The organism is Jiella pacifica, assembly GCF_010500815.1.
In the GTDB taxonomy this organism is placed as follows: Bacteria; Pseudomonadota; Alphaproteobacteria; order Rhizobiales; family Rhizobiaceae; genus Jiella; species Jiella pacifica.
Window position 1 is genome coordinate 42,381 of the sequence record NZ_JAAAMG010000015.1, and the last position, 16,583, is coordinate 58,963.

16 protein-coding genes are annotated in these 16,583 nt (G+C 66.6%); 9 read left to right on the plus strand and 7 right to left on the minus strand.

Going from position 1 to position 16,583, the window contains the following annotated elements:
- Positions 1–3: 3 nt before the first annotated feature.
- Positions 4–1,536, plus strand: coding sequence for a tripartite tricarboxylate transporter permease (locus GTK09_RS17395; protein ID WP_163464739.1), 1,533 nt, complete (start codon positions 4–6; stop codon positions 1,534–1,536).
- Positions 1,537–1,632: 96 nt separating this feature from the next.
- Positions 1,633–2,577, plus strand: a complete 945-nt coding sequence (locus GTK09_RS17400) for a 2-hydroxyacid dehydrogenase (RefSeq protein WP_163464740.1) — start codon at positions 1,633–1,635, stop codon at positions 2,575–2,577.
- 217 nt (positions 2,578–2,794) lie between these two features.
- Here GTK09_RS17400 and GTK09_RS17405 read toward each other — a convergent pair whose 3' ends face one another.
- Complete coding sequence (locus tag GTK09_RS17405; protein ID WP_163464741.1) at positions 2,795–3,316, minus strand: methylated-DNA--[protein]-cysteine S-methyltransferase; 522 nt, start codon at positions 3,314–3,316, stop codon at positions 2,795–2,797.
- Between the two features lie 109 nt (positions 3,317–3,425).
- The gene (locus GTK09_RS17410) at positions 3,426–4,631 is read right to left on the minus strand and encodes an MFS transporter (RefSeq protein WP_163464742.1); all 1,206 of its coding nucleotides are present in this window, start codon (positions 4,629–4,631) and stop codon (positions 3,426–3,428) included.
- Positions 4,632–4,757: 126 nt separating this feature from the next.
- Between GTK09_RS17410 and GTK09_RS17415 the strand changes: the two genes are divergently transcribed.
- On the plus strand, positions 4,758–5,537 hold the full coding sequence (locus GTK09_RS17415) for an AraC family transcriptional regulator (RefSeq protein ID WP_203561083.1): 780 nt from the start codon (positions 4,758–4,760) through the stop codon (positions 5,535–5,537).
- Between the two features lie 220 nt (positions 5,538–5,757).
- On the opposite strand, the gene mscL is transcribed toward GTK09_RS17415, so the two are convergent.
- Entirely contained in the window at positions 5,758–6,195 is a 438-nt protein-coding gene (mscL, locus tag GTK09_RS17420; protein WP_163464744.1) for a large conductance mechanosensitive channel protein MscL, read from the minus strand.
- Positions 6,196–6,404: 209 nt separating this feature from the next.
- Here mscL and GTK09_RS17425 point away from each other — a divergent pair, with 209 nt between their 5' ends.
- The 3 genes from GTK09_RS17425 (at position 6,405) to GTK09_RS17435 (ending at position 8,086) form a co-directional block, all read left to right on the plus strand.
- The gene (locus GTK09_RS17425; protein WP_163464745.1) at positions 6,405–7,355 is read left to right on the plus strand and encodes a TAXI family TRAP transporter solute-binding subunit; all 951 of its coding nucleotides are present in this window, start codon (positions 6,405–6,407) and stop codon (positions 7,353–7,355) included.
- 174 nt (positions 7,356–7,529) lie between these two features.
- Complete coding sequence (locus GTK09_RS17430; RefSeq protein ID WP_163464746.1) at positions 7,530–7,805, plus strand: toxin; 276 nt, start codon at positions 7,530–7,532, stop codon at positions 7,803–7,805.
- Positions 7,802–8,086, plus strand: a complete 285-nt coding sequence (locus GTK09_RS17435) for a CopG family antitoxin (protein WP_163464747.1) — start codon at positions 7,802–7,804, stop codon at positions 8,084–8,086. Before GTK09_RS17430 ends, GTK09_RS17435 begins: the two co-directional genes overlap by 4 nt.
- 40 nt (positions 8,087–8,126) lie before the next feature.
- Here GTK09_RS17435 and GTK09_RS17440 read toward each other — a convergent pair whose 3' ends face one another.
- Both GTK09_RS17440 and GTK09_RS17445 read right to left on the minus strand, forming a co-directional pair.
- Positions 8,127–10,172, minus strand: coding sequence for a thioredoxin domain-containing protein (locus GTK09_RS17440; protein WP_163464748.1), 2,046 nt, complete (start codon positions 10,170–10,172; stop codon positions 8,127–8,129).
- 101 nt (positions 10,173–10,273) lie between these two features.
- Positions 10,274–10,690, minus strand: a complete 417-nt coding sequence (locus GTK09_RS17445; protein ID WP_163464749.1) for a winged helix-turn-helix transcriptional regulator — start codon at positions 10,688–10,690, stop codon at positions 10,274–10,276.
- A gap of 104 nt (positions 10,691–10,794) precedes the next feature.
- Between GTK09_RS17445 and GTK09_RS17450 the strand changes: the two genes are divergently transcribed.
- From GTK09_RS17450 to mnmE, 3 genes are all read left to right on the plus strand, one after another.
- On the plus strand, positions 10,795–11,910 hold the full coding sequence (locus GTK09_RS17450) for an NADH:flavin oxidoreductase (RefSeq protein WP_163464750.1): 1,116 nt from the start codon (positions 10,795–10,797) through the stop codon (positions 11,908–11,910).
- A gap of 190 nt (positions 11,911–12,100) precedes the next feature.
- A complete protein-coding gene (locus GTK09_RS17455; RefSeq protein WP_163464751.1) occupies positions 12,101–12,748 on the plus strand; it encodes a LysE family translocator in 648 nt (215 codons plus the stop codon).
- A gap of 201 nt (positions 12,749–12,949) precedes the next feature.
- Complete coding sequence (mnmE, locus tag GTK09_RS17460) at positions 12,950–14,389, plus strand: tRNA uridine-5-carboxymethylaminomethyl(34) synthesis GTPase MnmE (RefSeq protein WP_163464752.1); 1,440 nt, start codon at positions 12,950–12,952, stop codon at positions 14,387–14,389.
- A gap of 546 nt (positions 14,390–14,935) precedes the next feature.
- Here mnmE and GTK09_RS17465 read toward each other — a convergent pair.
- Both GTK09_RS17465 and GTK09_RS17470 read right to left on the minus strand, forming a co-directional pair.
- Positions 14,936–15,661, minus strand: a complete 726-nt coding sequence (locus GTK09_RS17465; protein ID WP_163464753.1) for a gamma-glutamylcyclotransferase — start codon at positions 15,659–15,661, stop codon at positions 14,936–14,938.
- Between the two features lie 210 nt (positions 15,662–15,871).
- A complete protein-coding gene (locus GTK09_RS17470) occupies positions 15,872–16,441 on the minus strand; it encodes a Uma2 family endonuclease (RefSeq protein ID WP_163464754.1) in 570 nt (189 codons plus the stop codon).
- Positions 16,442–16,583: the final 142 nt, after the last annotated feature.

Sequence of the window (16,583 nt, forward strand, 5' to 3'; positions counted from 1 at the left end):
CCGATGTCCATTCTCGCTGAGGCCTTCGCTCTCGTCTTCCAACCCTATGTGCTGATGGTCATCCTGTCCGCCGCCGCCTTCGGCATGTTCGTCGGCGCGATTCCCGGCCTGACGGCGACCATGGCGACGGCCCTGCTCGTGCCCGTCACCTTCTTCATGGATCCGGTGCCGGCGATCGCCGCCATCGTCACGGCGACGGCGATGGCGATCTTCGCCGGCGACATTCCCGGCACGCTGCTGCGGATGCCTGGCACGCCGGCGAGCGCCGCCTATGTCGAGGACGCCTACAAGATGACCCGCTCGGGCCGGGCGGAGGAGGCGCTCGGCGCCTCGCTGGTCTTTTCGGCGATCGGCGGCATCTTCGGCACCATCGTTCTCGTCACGGCCGCCCCGATGCTGGCCGAGGTGGCGCTGAAATTCTCCTCCTTCGAATATTTCTGGCTGGTCGTCCTCGGCCTGTCCTGCGCCGTCTTCGTCTCGCCGGGCTCGGTGTCGCGCGGGATGATCTCGCTGATCATCGGCCTCTTCGCCGCCACCATCGGCATCGACAATCCGGCCGGCCAGCCGCGCTACACCTTCGGCAATGTCGAGCTTCTCGCCGGGGTGCAGTTCATTCCCGCGATGATCGGCCTCTTCGCCGTCTCGGAGGTGCTGCGCTTCGTCGCCTCCGGCGCGGAGACGCCGGCGGTTGAAAAGGGCGGGCGCACGGGCGTCTTCGCCAAGCAATGGACGAACCTCAAGCGCTATCCCGTCCAGGCGATGCGCGGCTCGGTCACCGGCACGGCCATCGGCGCCCTGCCCGGCGCCGGCGCCGACATCGCCGCCTGGATCTCCTATGCGATCTCCAAGAAGTTCTCCAAACAGCCGCAGAAGTTCGGCACCGGCCATGTCGAAGGCCTGGTCGAGGCCGGCGCCTCCAACAACGGTGCCGTCAGCGGCGCCTGGATTCCCGCCCTCGTCTTCGGCATTCCCGGCGATTCGATCACCGCCATCGTCATCGGCGTCCTCTACATCAAGGGTCTCAACCCAGGCCCGACGATCTTCATCAACCAGCCGCAGCTGATCTATGCGGTGTTCATCGTCTTCTTCCTCGCCAATGTGATCATGCTGCCGATGGGCTGGATCGCCATCAAGGCAGCCCGCACCATCCTGTCGATTCCCGCCCGGATCCTGATGCCGATCATCCTGATGTTCTGCATCGTCGGCTCCTTCGCCATCAACAATTCGCCCTTCGGCATCACGTTGATGGTGGTCTTCGGCGTCATCGGCTTCCTGATGGAGGAGAACGACATCCCGATCGCCCCGGCGATCCTCGGCCTCGTCCTCGGCCCGATGCTGGAGCAGAACTTCGTCACCTCGATGATCAAGGCGGACGGCAGCTTCCTTGCCTTCTTCGAGCGGCCGATCGCGGCAGGCCTCGGCCTCTTTACCATCGCCATCTGGTGCATTCCGCTGGTGATGCTGCTTCTGCGCCGTGGCCGCGGCCGGAGTGGGGGCAAGCCGTCTGCCGGCGCGTCTGATCGGATCGGCGGCTGAGATTTCGGGCGAAATTCGCCTCCTGCCCCAGATAGATGTTCACGCCGGCCCGGTCCGGCATCGCCCTTTCACGTGAAACGCCAAGGATCAACGCCCATGGCCAAGCCCGACCTCCTGCAAGTCTGTTCCTTCGCCGAGCCCGTCGAGGCGGCGCTCGCAGAGGACTTCACTCTGCACCGCTATTTCGAGGCCGACGACAAAGAGGCCTTCCTCAAGAAAGTCGCGCCGACGACGCGCTTCATCGCCACCGGCGGCCATCACGGCGCCTCGCGCGACATGATCGCGGCGCTGCCGAACCTCGAGATCATCTCGTCCTTCGGCGTCGGCTACGACGCCGTCGACGTGACTGCAGCCAAGGAGCACGGCGTTTCGGTCACCAACACGCCGGACGTTTTGAACGACTGCGTCGCCGAGACCACCCTCGCTTTGATGCTGGCGCTCTGCCACCGCGTGCCCCAGTCCGACGCCTATGTCCGCGCCGGCCGCTGGGAGAGCGAAGGCACCTTCGGCCTGACGGACGAGCTCACCGGCACGCGCGCCGGCATCCTCGGCCTCGGCCGGATCGGCAAGACCATCGCCAAGCTCTGCCAGGCCTTCAACATGGAGGTGGTCTATCACGGCCGGAACCGGCAGGAGCACGTGCCCTATCCCTATTACGCGGACCTCGCCGAGATGGCGAAGGCGGTCGACTGGCTGATCGTCATCGCGCCGGGAACAGAGGAGACCAAGGGCATCGTCAGCCGCAAGGTGATGGAGGCGCTGGGCTCGAAGGGCAAGCTCGTCAACATGGGCCGCGGCTCGCTGGTCGACGAACCGGCGATGATCGCGCTTCTGGAGACCGGTGGCCTCGGCGGCGCGGCGCTCGACGTCTTCGCCAAGGAGCCGCATGTGCCGGAGCGGCTGCGGGCGCTGCAGAACGTCGTCCTGCTGCCGCATCAGGGCTCGGCGACCCACAAGACCCGCGCTGCCATGGGTCAGCTGGTGGTGAAGAACCTGAAGGCCCATCTCAGGGGCGAGCCGCTGATCAGCCCAGTGGTCTGAGGCGAAGCTGCAGGCGGCGCGCTTGATGCCAGATAGGTGTTGTCAGGGGGCTCTCCGTGACCCGTCGCCTTGGATGGTTCACCATGAGACGCCGCGCCGCCGCCACATCGCAATTGCAGGTCCTGATCGCTTCGATCGAGGGGCGGCTTTCGACCCTTCATTGCCAATTCGTATGTAGCGTCTCGCCGGAAAGCGGCCGTGGCGATGAGATCTCGCGTCAGTGGAACAGCGTCGGACGACCTGCTTCATGGTCAAGCAGCCACTGTTTGCGTGGTAGCCCGCCACCGTAGCCGGTCAGGGATGCATTGGCGCCGACGACGCGATGGCAGGGTACGGCGATGTTGATCGGGTTGAGACTGTTGGCATATCCCACCGCCCGAAAGACGGTCGGACGCCCGATGCGGCGTGCGAGTTCGCCGTAGGTGATCGTGGTCCCGACCTCGATCCGCAGCAGCTCGTTCCAGACGGTGCACTGGAACGGCGTTCCGGTCATCCGCACCGATATCGACGAGAGTGCGTCGACTTCGCCCGCGAAGTAGGCATCGAACGCGCGGCAGGCCTCGGACCGCCCCGGTCGTTCTTCGATCGCGACGGTGCCGTGCTTGAGGGCGAGGAGGCGGTTCATCCGCTCTGCGTAATCCTCCCAGTCCGCGACGCGGAGGCGGTCGTCGATGTCGGTGAGAAGGACCAGGTGCCCGATCGGCGTCCGCTGGCGCTCGATGAAGAAGGTTTTGCCCATCTCTATGCCTTTTCCGCGTCGGTCTGCGTATGAGCCCGACAAGCGGGTCCGCCCTTATGGCAGCGTGACGGAAACGACGTCGCCCACGATCGCAATCATGCCGACAAGATCAGTCGCCCTTCAGCATGCGCGTGCTGGGCAGGAAGGCCGCGAGGATGCCGAGGACCGGCAGGAACGCGCAAACCCGGAACACGAAGCCGATGCTGGTGTAGTCGGCGAGGATGCCGAGGAGCGCCGCGCCGATGCCGCCGATGCCGAAGATGAACCCGAAGAACAGCCCGGAGACCATGCCGACCCGTCCGGGCATCAGCTCCTGCCCGTAGACCACGATCGCAGGGAAGGCCGAGGACATGACGAAGCCAATCACGACGGACAGCACAGCCGTCAGGGTCAGGCCGGCATAGGGAAGCAGCAGCGTGAACGGCAGGACGCCGAGGATCGACACCCAGATGACCACCTTGCGCCCCACCCTGTCGCCGATCGGCCCGCCCGCGACGGTTCCTGCGGCAACGGCCGCGAATAAGACGAACTGATAAACCTGCGCCGTCTGGGTCGAGAGCCCGAACCGCTCCATCATGAAGAAGATATAGTAGCTCGTGAACGACCCGAGATAGATATACTTCGAGAACAGGAGGGCGAGCAGGATCGTCATCGCCTTCGACACCTGTCCGCGAGACAGGTTAGGGTGGCGGGCGGGCGCCGTGCTGGACGGCTTCTTCGCATGGCCGTTCCGCTCGTACCAGCGTCCGAGGGCCGTCAGGATCGCAATGCCCGCCAGCGCCGCCAGGGCGAACCAGGCCAGGCCCGCCTGGCCCCGCGGCAGGACGATGAAGGCCGCGGCAAGCGGCCCGAGCGCCGAACCGAAGTTGCCGCCCACCTGAAAGACGGATTGCGCCAGGCCATGTCGACCGCCGGATGCGAGACGGGCGATGCGTGACGATTCCGGATGGAAAATCGCGGACCCGAGGCCCAGAAGAACGCCGCCGATGAGCAGCACGACGAAGTTCGGCGCGTAGGCCAGCGTCATGAGACCGGCGAGCGACGAGGCCATGCCGACGGGAAGCGAGTAGGGCAGCGGATGGCGGTCGGTGTAGAGGCCGATGAACGGCTGAAACAGGGAGGCGGTGATCTGGTACACGAAAGTCAGCAGACCGACCTGGGCGAATGACAGGCCGAACTCATCCTGGAAGATCGGATAGCTCGCCGGCAGGAGCGCCTGCATCAGGTCGTTCAGGAGGTGACAGACGCTGGCCGCCCCCAGGACGGAGACGACCGTCGTCGCCGGTGCAGTGTTCATTGCCGCGGTCTGAGTCATTGCCTCGAGCCTCTGGATCCTGTCTCGGGCCCACACGACGTTGCGCGCCCGGAAGCCTGAGGGATAGACAAGCTCCGATTGGCCCGCCACTCGATGTGGGTCAGCGTGCTACGCAAGTGGGCCAAAATGCGCGACATCTACATCAACATCGTCGACGGGACCCCGCGAAAGATCGTGGCCATCGCCAAGCGCTACCCGTCGGGACACTACGTCGAACCGCACGAGCACCGACGCGGGCAACTCATGACCGCCAGCGAAGGCATCATCCTGCTGACGACACCCGAGGGTGCGTGGCTGATGCCCCCGGAACGGGGGATGTGGATCCCGCCCGGCACCGTCCACCACGTCCGGATGATCGGGACCGTTGAAATGCACAGCCTCTACATCGAGGCGGATGCGGTGCCCGGCATGCCCGCAACGTGCCAGGTCGTTGGTCTGTCGTCGTTCATGCGGGCCCTGATGGCGGAGGCGCTCACCTGCCCGCTGGAGTACGACCTCCATGGCCGCGACGGGGCGCTGATGGACCTGATCCTGTGCGAGGTGGGACGCATGCCGGCGCTGCCGCTGTCTCTGCCCTATCCGGCCCACGAGCCCTTGGCAGCGCGCTGTCAGGCCTTCATTGCAGCTCCTTCCATCGGGGAGACGATCGACGACTGGTGCACAGGGCTCGCCATGAGCCGAAGGACGTTCACCCGCCTGTTCCGGGCGCAGACGGGTCTCAGCTTCGCGAATTGGCGACAACAGGCCTGTCTCATGGCCGCGATGACGAAGCTGGTTGCCGGAGCTTCGGTCACAGCCGTGGCGGGCGAACTCGGCTATGACAACCCGGCCGCGTTCACGAGCATGTTCAAGCGAGCATTCGGCGCGCCGCCGCTCACTTACCTGAAGCTTCGGGCGAACTCATAAGGGGCTTGGCTCGCAGCCCCGCTTTGGCCTGAACTTAACCCAAGCGAACGGGCAGCTTCTCACCCGAGCCGGCCGTTTGGCATGACGCCCCGGCCTCAAGTCTCGCCCGCGAAAAGGGGTCCGCCCTGGCCCTGGCCGTGGGCCAGAAGTGGCCGCATTGCCCGTATGGCGGGGATGGGTCGCGCGATGTCGAGGGCTTTGACGTCCTTCCACCGTCACCCTAAACCCGCCGCTCTGCGCCGGTTCCTTTCGCCAGGATGTCGCGGATCTCCTCCAGCAGCCGTTCCTCGCGCGGCGTCTCGGCGACCTCGGCCGGCTTTTCCTCCTCGCGGCGCTTCAGCCGGTTCATCATCTTGACCACCAGGAACAGGATGAAGGCGATGATCAGGAAGTTGATCGTGAGCGTCAGGAACTTGCCATAGGCAAAGACCGGCCCCTGCTTGCGGGCTTCTTCCAGGCCCGCCGCGGTGACGGCGCTGGAGAGCGCGACGAACTTGTTGGAGAAATCGACGCCGCCGGTGATCACCGCGACCAGCGGCATGAACAGATCGGAGACGATCGAATTGACGAGGCCGGAAAAGGCCGCGCCGATGATGATGCCGATGGCGAGATCGACCATGTTGCCCTTGAGGGCGAATTCGCGAAATTCCTTCAGCATGGCGGCGGCTCCGGGCAAGATCTCGATCGGCAACTATCTAGGCGGCCCGAGGCGATTGTCCGCAAGACGTTTCACGTGAAATGCCGGGCTCGATCGGCCGACGACGGGCAATGCGACGAAGGTTCCGCACGAAGCGGGGTTGAGCTTCGGGGACCGGCTATGAGAAGCTTCGGCCATGGGCCATTTTCGGCCCCATCGGGAGGAGTTTCATGAGACATTTCACGCGCCTTGCGGCGTCCGCCGTCGTCGCCGGCCTCGCCTTCGCGCCGGCCTCGGCCTCGGCCCAGCAGTTCATCAACGTCCTGACCGGCGGCACCTCCGGCGTCTATTATCCGCTCGGCGTTGCCCTCGCCAAAGTCTACAGCGACAACATCGAGGGCGTGAAGACGCAGGTTCAGTCGACCAAGGCCTCGGTCGAGAACATCAAGCTGGTCACGCAAGGGCGCGGCGAGATCGGCTTTGCCCTCGGCGATTCGGTCAAGGCGGCGGCGGAAGGCAACGCCGAGGCCGGCTTCCCGGAGAAGGTCGAGAAGCTTCGGGCGATCGCGGCGATCTATCCGAACTACGTGCAGATCGTCGCCTCGAAGGATTCCGGCATCACCGATCTGGAAGGCCTGAAGGGCAAGGCGCTATCGGTCGGCGCGCCTGCTTCGGGCACCGAGCTGAACGCGAGGGCGATCTTTTCGGCTGCCGGCATGAGCTATGACGATCTCGGCAAGACCGAATATCTGCCCTTCGCCGAGTCTGTCGAGCTGATCAAGAACCGCCAGCTCGACGCGACGCTCCAGTCCGCCGGCCTCGGCGTCGCCTCGATCCGCGACCTCGCCGCCTCGCTGCCGATCAGCGTCGTCGCCGTCCCCGCCGCGATCGCCGAGAAACTCGGCGCGCCGTTCCAGGCGGTGGAGATCCCCGCCGGTACCTATGACGGCCAGGACCAGGCGGTGCCGACGCTTGCGATCACCAACATCCTCGTCACCTCCTCCGACGTCGACGAGGAGCTCGCCTACCAGATGACCAAGCAGATGTTCGAGCATCTGGACGAGCTGACCGCCGCCCATAATGCGGCGAAGGCCATCGACCCGAAGACGGCGGCGAAGAACCTCCCGGTGCCGCTGCATCCGGGCGCCGAGCGCTACTATAAGGAAGCCGGGCTGCTGTAAGGCGGCTGGGGCGATCGGCTCCGGCAGTTGCTTGGTGCCATGACATGGCCGGTGCCGCGAGCACCGGCCAACTCATTTGCGCCAACTCGTTTGCGATGGGCTTCGCCGGTTTTGACACCGGCCTCGATGGCCGGTTGATCTTGCGGCAGATATCGCTCCGATCCATATTCACGCATGGACATCGACTGGAGCGAAGAGAAGAACGAGATCCTGAAGACGCGCTATGGCTTTGGCTTCGAAAGGGCGGTCATCGCTCTGTCCGCAGGTGGGCTGATTCAGGTCAGCGAGCATCCGAACCGCGCGCGCTACGGCCATCAGAAGCAGTTTTTTCTCTGGATCGATGACTATGTCTGGGTCGTCCCGTTCGTTGAGACTTCGCAGGGCGTTTTTCTCAAGACGATGTTTCCGAGCCGAAAAGCCACCAAACGAAGCCGGGGAACACGGATATGACGGGCAAGACTGAGCCTCAGCCGATCTTCGACAGCGAGGAAGAACGTGCCGAGTTCGAATTCCACGATTCCGACGAGTGGGTTTCGGTTGAAAATTTCGACGAGCAACGCAGGCGTCTTGAATTGGCGGCGCGGCAGATGCTCGAAGGAAGCGCACGCCAGCAAATCTCGATTTCGATCTCCGAGCGCGACCTCGCACGATTGAAGACGCGGGCGGCGGAGAAGGGCATCCCCTACGAGACGCTGATCGACTCGATCCTCCACGAATACGCCGAAGCGTGAGGCACGGTCTTCCTCGGCCTGACGCAATTCGGGCCGAGCGTCAGCCCACCGCCCCGCTTCGGCTCAACAACCCCGCCAAATCTTCCGCCGAAAACACCGGCGCGCGGCACACCCGCGCCTCGCACAGAAGCGCCGCCGGCAGACGCTCCGGGCGGATCCCGGCGATGGCGAGCTGCGGTGGCAGTTCGTCCGGCGAGGCGGCGAGAAGGTCCAGCCGGTCGAGGTCGACGCTTCTCTGCGCCGCCGCCTGCATCGCTTCCCGCGTTTCCTCGCCTTCTGCCCCGAAAATCGCCAGCTCCGAGCCCCGCACGAGCCGCCTTGCCGCCGCGACGATGCCCGGATGGCCCGAGACGTTGCCGCCGATGCGGCCGGCCGCCCGTTCGGCGGCGCGCTCGGCCGCCTCGGTGACGGCGATGCGTCCGGTCACTTGGCCGAGCATGGCGAGACCCTCGATGACGAGGGACGTGGCGCTCGGCACCGCCTCGTCCTGATCGCCGCGCAGGCGGAACAGGACGTCGGCGGAATCCTCGGCGTTCAGCGTATGGCCGCCCTCGCCGTCGCCGTGCCAGCGCTCGAGCTCTGCGGCGAGCCACAGGCCGCGGTCAAGATAGTCGCTCTCAAGGGTCGCGGCGAACAGCGCCGCCGCCGCCGAGATCAGGGCGCCATAGTCGGAGGACAGCGCCAGACCCGCCGTCCGCCCGTCGCGGGCCGCATGGCGCAACCGGCCGCCCTCGACCATCTGATCCATCACGAAGGCGAAGGCGCCCTTGGCCATGGCAAGCGCCCGGTCGTCGCCGAGGAGCTTCGAGACCTCGCACAGCGCCCGGATGGCAAGGCCGTTCCAGTCGGCGAGCACCTTGTCGTCGCGGCCCGGCCGGTGACGCTTCTCCCGCACTGCCAGGAGAGTCGCCCGCGCCTCGTCAAAGTGCGGATCGTCGCTCCTTGCGCCCGGATGCAGGCGATGGAGGATCGTCTTGCCCTCCCAGTTGCCCGCGCCCGAAACGTCGTAGGCGCGGGCGAAGGCGGCTGCCTGCGCGCCGAGGAGCGCGTTCACCTCGCCTTCCTGCCAGACATAGAAGGCCCCCTCCTCCGCATGGCCGTCTTCGTCGAGGCTGTCGGCGTCGAGCGAGGCGGCGAGCCCCCCGCCGTCGAGCCGCATCTCGCGATCCAGCCAGCCGACGGTCTCCTCGATCCGCCGGCGGAAGAGGTCGTCGCCGGTCGCCCGATAGGCCCAGCAGAGGTGCCGCAGGAACTGGGCGTTGTCGTAGAGCATCTTCTCGAAATGCGGCACCAGCCAGCGATCGTCGGTGGAATAGCGATGCAGCCCGCCGCCGAGATGGTCGTAGATGCCGCCCTCGGCCAAGGCCCGGGTGGTCCTGAGGAAGGCGCTAAGATGGGCCTCCCCGTCGGTCTCGAAGGCCGAGCGGGCGAGGATCTCCATGAAGGGCGCATTGGGAAATTTCGGCGCGCCCTTCATGCCGCCGCGGGCGGGATCGACGAGCCCGCCGATGCGCGCGGCGGCGCCCGGAAGATCGAGCGCCGCCAAGGCGCCCGAGGATGGCGCGCCGGCCTCCAGCGGTCCGCCGATCACCGACTGGAGATGGCCGGCGATCGTCCCGGCGCTGTTTTCGATCTCCTCGCGCCGCTCGGCCCAGGCCTTGGCAATCGCCTCCATCACCTGGACGAAGCCCGGCCTGCCGTAGCGCGGCTCCTTGGGAAAATAGGTGCCGCCGAAGAAGGGCCGCCCGTCCGGCGTCAGGAACATCGTCATCGGCCAGCCGCCCTGCTCGCCCATGGCATGCAGCGCCGACATGTAGAGATGGTCGATGTCCGGCCGCTCCTCGCGGTCGACCTTCACGTTGACGAACAGCCGGTTCATCACCCCCGCGACGGCTGGGTCCTCGAAGCTCTCATGGGCCATGACGTGGCACCAGTGGCAGGCGGCATAGCCGACCGAGAGCAGGATCGGGCAGTCCCTCGCCTTCGCCTCGTTTAGCGCCTGCGGGGACCATTGCCGCCAGTCGACGGGATTCTGCTCGTGTTGCAGCAGATACGGGCTGACCGCATCGCCAAGCTGGTTGCTCATGGGGTCGCTCCGGCTCGGGTGTCTGGAAGCACTGCGTATCGAGCGCTGGAAGCTAGAGCCCCGTGGCTTCGCTTCGAGGGCAGATCGGCCGGGGCGCGAGTTCAGGCCGACATCGAGGCCTCCGCCTCCGGCCGGCTCGTCCGCCCATCCCTCTCGGCCCGTCGGTCGAAGCTCGCCCTCGCCGCTTCGACCGTGTCGAGATTCTGCATCGTCCAGGCGTAGAGCGCCTTGAAGGGCGGCTGCAGCGTGCGGCCGAGGTCGGTGATCTCGTATTCGACCGCGACCGGCGAAGTCGCGATCACGTGGCGGGCCAGAAGGCCGTTGCGTTCCAGCCTTCGTAGACACTGCGTCAACGCCTTCTGCGACACCCCCTCGAGCCGGCGCTTGATCTCGTTGAAGCGCAAGGGGCCGCGATCGAGGACGGTCAGCACCATCATCGACCATTTGTCGGCGATCTGGTCGAACAACAGCCGGCTTGGGCAGTTGACGTCGAAGCAGATTTTCCCGGTCTCGGTCATGGCGCGGTTTCCTCCAAGATACTTGGTCGATCGAAAGTGCGTAATTGATCCCTGGTCACCAATGTATACCTGTGAGCCTCCCATCTCAACGGAGCTCCCGATCGATGCCCTCTGAAACAACCAACGCCCTCTTCCGCCCGTTTCGTCTGAAAAGCCTGGAGTTGAAAAACCGCATCGTCATGGCGCCGATGACCCGCTCGATGGCGCCGAACGGCGTTCCCGGTGCGGCCAATGCGGCCTATTACCGCCGGCGCGCCGAAGGCGGCGTCGGGCTGATCCTGTCGGAAGGCACGGTGATCGACCGGCCGGCTGCCCGCAACGACCCGGGCATTCCCTTCTTCCACGGCGATGAGGCGCTTGCCGGCTGGCAGGCCGTCATCGATGAAGTGCACGCGGCCGGCGGCAAGATGGCGCCGCAGATCTGGCATGTCGGCTCGGTGAAGAGCTTCCTGACCAAATGGGAGCCGGCGGCCGGGATCGAGAGTCCCTCGGGCCTCGTCGCGCCCGCGACCCTCAGGGGCGACGCGATGAGCGAGGAAGCGATCGCCGACACGGTCGCCGCCTTCGCCAAGGCGGCCGTCGATGCGAAGCGCCTCGGCTTCGATACGGTGGAGATCCATGGCGCCCATGGCTATCTGATCGATCAGTTCTTCTGGTCGGGCACGAATGATCGGGCCGATCGCTGGGGCGGCGCGACGATCAGGGAGCGTTCGCGCTTTGCCGCCGAGGTGATCGCGGCAATGCGCGAAGCCGTCGGGCCGGACTATCCGATCATCCTGCGCGTCAGCCAATGGAAGCAGCAGGATTTTACCGCGCGGCTCGCCGAAACCCCGGATGCCATGACGGACTGGCTGGCGCCGCTGGTCGAGGCCGGGGTCGACATTCTCCACTGCTCGCAGCGCCGCTTCTGGGAGCCGGAATTTCCCGAGATCGACGGCGAAGAGGGCCTCAACTTCGCCGGCTGGGCGAAGAGGCTGACCGGCGCGGCGACGATCAGCGTCGGCTCCGTCGCCCTTTCCGGCGACTTCATGGGCGCCTTCGGCGGCGAAAGCTCGACCTCGGCGGGCCTCGACAGGCTGATCGCCCGCATGGAGCGCGACGAGTTCGACCTCATCGCCGTCGGCCGCGCCTTGATCAGCGATCCTGACTGGCCGCGGAGGGTGAAAGAGGGCGAAGCTCTGAAGGGCTTCGATGCGGCGAACCTCGCCGAACTCGCCTGAGGCACATCCGCGAGACGGGTTCTTTTCCGGCAGTGGCGAAACGCTGCCGGAAGGGCGGGCGTCTTCCTGAAGATGCGGAGAGCGGTCGAAGGAGACCGCACGTCGAAGGCAGGCGGGTCGATTTTCGGGCTGCGGCGGGCGCCCGGCCGGTTTAGAACGGCGATGCAGAACGCCCTATGACGAGAGCCCGATGACCGCTGCCGTGATTGCCCCCTATCTCGCCTATGCCGCCGCGCTCGGCATCGCCGCCTTCATTCCGGGGCCGGGCGTCGCCGGCCTCGTGGGCCAGTCGCTCGGCAACGGGCTTCGGGCCTCGCTGTTCTTTCTCGCCGGCTTGGCGCTGGGCGATATCGTTTACCTGACCATCGCCGTCGCCGGTCTCGCCGCTTTGGCGGAGATCTTCGCCGAGGCGCTGCTCGTCGTGAAGATCCTCGGCGGGGCCTATCTGATCTATCTCGGCTATCTCTTCTGGAACAGCAGAGGCGGCCTCACAAAGCTCGGCGCGGCAAGGGCCCGCAGCGGCCTGAAGGCTTTTCTCGCCGGCTTCACCGTCACCCTCGGCAACCCCAAGACCATCGTCTTCTACCTGGCACTGCTCCCGAGCGTCCTCGATCTTCACGGCGTCGGCGTTCCCGAGTGGTCGATGCTGGCGGTCCTCACCGTCATCGTCCTCTTCGTCGTCCTGTCGCCCTATGCGTTGGTTGCCGCCAAGGCGCGCTCGCTGATGACGCAGCCGGCGGCGCTGCGCCGGCTCAACCGGGTGGCCGGCGGCATCCTCGGCGGCGCCGGGGCGCTGATCCTCGGCGAGGCGGCGGTGTCGGCGATCCGGCGCGTCTAGGGCACCGGCTCGCCTGCGGCCGGCAGTCATCGCACTGTCCAAGGCGGCTTCGAAGGACGCGTTTTGGCTTGCAGCCCAGGCACAATGGGCGTCGCCGCAGCCGCACCCGCAGCCTCCGAACATCGGACCCGGTCGCGCGCTCCGCCCCGATGGCGTAAGGTCGGCCGGAACGAACCACCGACGCGATTCAAGGACGCCGGGATGCATTCCGACACCATTGCCGCCCTTTCTTCCGGCGCGCTGCCCTCGGGCGTCGCGGTCGTCCGGGTCAGCGGGCCGGACGCGAGCGGAGCTTTGACGCGGCTCTGCGGCGGGGTCCCGCCGGAGCGGCGGGCTAGCCTTCGCACCTTCAGGGACGCGGCCGGCGCCGTCATCGATCGCGGCATCGCGATCTTCTTTCCCGGACCGGCGACCGTCACCGGCGAGGACATCGCCGAGTTCCACCTCCATGGCGGCCCGGCCGTCGTTACCGCCTGCCTCCAGGCGATCACCGCGGCCGTCGGCACGCGCCTCGCCGAGGCCGGAGAATTCACCCGGCGATCCTTCGAGAACGGCCGCGTCGACCTCACCGAGGCCGAGGGCCTCGGCGATCTCATCGCCGCCGAGACGGAAGGCCAGCACCGGGCGGCGGTCCTTCAGGCCGGCGGCGCGCTACGGATACTCTACGAAGGTTGGATGGCTCGTCTCACCCAGGCGCGGGCACATCTCGAAGCCTCCTTCGACTTTTCCGACGAAGGCGACGTCAGCGAGGACGTCGCCGACACGGTGAGGGACGAGGTCGCCGAAATCGTCGCCGAGATCCGCGCCCATCTCGCCCGCGCCGATCGCGGCGAGATCCTGCGCTCCGGCTACAAGGTGGCGATCGTCGGGGCGCCCAATGCCGGCAAGTCGAGCCTCCTCAACGCGCTCGCCGACCGGGAGGTGGCGATCGTCACCGAGGTTCCCGGCACCACCCGCGACGTCATCGAGGCGACGCTCGACCTTTCCGGCATCCCGGTGCGGTTTTCCGACACGGCCGGCATCCGCGAGACCTCGGACAGGGTCGAGGCGATCGGCGTCGAGCGGGCCCGCGAGGTGATGGCTAAGGCCGACCTCGTCCTCGCCCTCGTCGATCCCCAGCAGGGCCACGGGCCGCTGGCGCGCTTCACCGAGCTTCTGTCTCACGTGAAACATCCGATGATGCTGGCCGCCGACGCCTCGCTCGAAGACCTCGCCGAGGGCACAGCCAGGGGCCGCCGGCGCATCCTCACCGTCCGCACCAAGGCCGACCAGCCGGCGCCGAGCGGGCTGACCGCCCGCTTCGGCAACGAATGGACCGATTTCCGCTTCGACTTCACGGTGTCGGCGAAGACCGGCGCGGGGCTCGACACCTTGACACAGCGGATCGCCGAACTCGCCGCGGCGGCTGCCGGTGTCGACGGCGGCGGTGAGGTGGCCATCCCGCTGCGCACTCGCCAGCGCGACCTCGTCACCGAGACCCTGCATGTCCTCGAAGAGTTCATCGGCAATTCGGCGTTGCCGGCGGAGGTCGGCGCCGAAACCCTGCGCCGAGCCTCGGACACGCTCGGCCGGCTCACCGGCAAGGTCGGCGTCGAAGACCTCCTCGACGTGATCTTCTCGCAGTTCTGCATCGGCAAGTGAGGGAGAGGCTGATCACGGCGGCCCCCTCGCCGCGCGGCCGAGGGTTTGGACGGCGGGTCGCGGCGATTGACGCTCGTCGTCCCGGACTCCGAGCCGGCCTATGACAGCCAGAAGAGTGAGCATGCGAAGGCCGCCCAAGAGCGTCGCGTTTCATCATCCCTCATCCTGAGGTGCCGCCGAAGGCTCCTGAGCCTGTCGAAGGATCGAAGGGCGAGGGATGACAGGCGCCCCGCCCCGCCCCTCGCCCTTCGAGGCTTCACCGGCCTTCGGCCGGCTCGCACCTCAGGATGAGGGGCTCAGAGCGGCGACCGCCGGAGCGGATGGGCTCGGCGCGGGGAACGGCGTTCTGCAAGGATCCGGGGTTGAAGACGCTTCGGTCTGCTCGATCCTGCGGCCCGGCCATGTCTCGGGGCGTGGGACGACCGCCGAAGCACCAACGAAGCACGCGCGCGAAGCCGTGAACCCGTCGGGCTTGGTAACACGGATCGACCGGCCCCTGCCCGGCCGGAGAGCCCGGACGTCCAACGTCTCGCCAGCGAGCGCCCCCTACGCCGCGCGCTGGTGGATGTCGCGGATTTCCTCGGCGACGAGTTCCTGAAGCCGCCAGAGATTGCGGTCGCGGATGCCGAATTCTTCGAGATGGCGGACGGTGTTGTGGAGATATTCGGCGCAGGAGCCGGCGTGGCCGCAGGCGCGGGCGAGGATCGGCGCGACCTCTTCGAGCGGCAGCCGGCTGGCGATCCGCTCGCCCTTCGGCCCCGCCCAGAAGGTCAGTGCCCGGAGCCGGCCCTGGCTGGTGCGCACCGGCACCCAGCGGGCCATCGAGGCTGCCTGATGGAAGCGGATCTCGCGATAGAGGACCCGCCGGAGCTGGGCCCTGCGGTCCGCGTCCCGGAGCCGGTAGATCACCCCGTCGCAGCGCCCGCCCCGCTCCAGCGCCATCATCAGCCCGGGCTGCTCGGGCGAGCCGCGCCAGCGGGTCATCTTCAGGCAGAAGGAGCGATGCCAGCCATAGGCCGTGGCGAGCTTGTGATCCACGGCGTCGAAGTCCGGCTTCCAGATCAAAGATCCATAGGCGAAGACCCAGACGGGCTCCTCGCCGCTCTCTTCGTCATAGCGCTCCGCCAGCGCGTCCAGCTCCTCGTCGCTCAAAAGGGTCCAGCCCGGCTCGGGCCCGCGTTCCGGCTCCGGCCGGATCGTCAGCGCCACGAGGTCGGGCGTCAAAGCGAGGGGTGAGGAGGCCGGGGCGGTGGAATCGCGATGGTCGGTCATGAAGTCCTGTCGCCAGCTGGTGGATTTGCAGCCACTCGTCAGATCTGCCGCGAAAACGGGCGGATCCGTTGCGAGGGGAGATTAACGCGACGGACTGCGCGGTCCACACTCTTTCTGATCGACGGTCCGTTTCGGATTACCAGCCGATGGTGTCGTCAGCTGAAGGCCGGGGCGACCGGAATGACATACCGGTGAAGCGCGCGGCCCGCCTCATGGCTGGAAAGTCAGCCGGTCATAGAGTTCGGCAAGCGGCAGGTCGATGGAAACGGCGTCGAGGTGGATGACGCCATCGACGCCGAGGATCTCCTCCGGGGTCCAGTCGCTCCCCTCTTCGCCGCCGCGCGACCAGACCAGCACCTGCGGGCGCGTCGGTTCGACCACGACGATGTGGCGCATGGTCGAGACGCGCTTGTATTCGTCGACCTTGCGCAGCCGGTCGAAGTCCCGCGTCGAGGGCGACAGCACCTCAAAGACGACCACCGGTTCGGCGGCGAGATAGCCGTCCGGATCGAAGCTGCCGCAATCGATGCCGGCGTCCGGCCGGCGGATCTGGCCGGGAAGGGTTTCGATGCCGATGTCGGCGGTAAAAACGCGACACGGTTCGCCGCGCAATCGCTGTCCGATTTCACCGATGATGTTCGCAACGGCGAGGTTGTGGCCCATCAGGGAACGGGATTGCAGCAAAGGGAATCCACCGACGAGTTCATATTGCTCCTCCTGCTCCACCTGCCAGGCGAAGAACTCATCGAGCGTCCAGGGACGGGTCTCCAGAAGGCTCATGGTCGTGGTCCTCGCGGCGTCGACCGGGCTCCGGGCGGCAGCGTTGTTCGTGCGGCGCGTTTCCCTTATACGGACGATTGTAAAGCATGAGTGGGCAAAGACCCATATGGGTTTCGGAGACACCTGATATCGGGTTCGACCC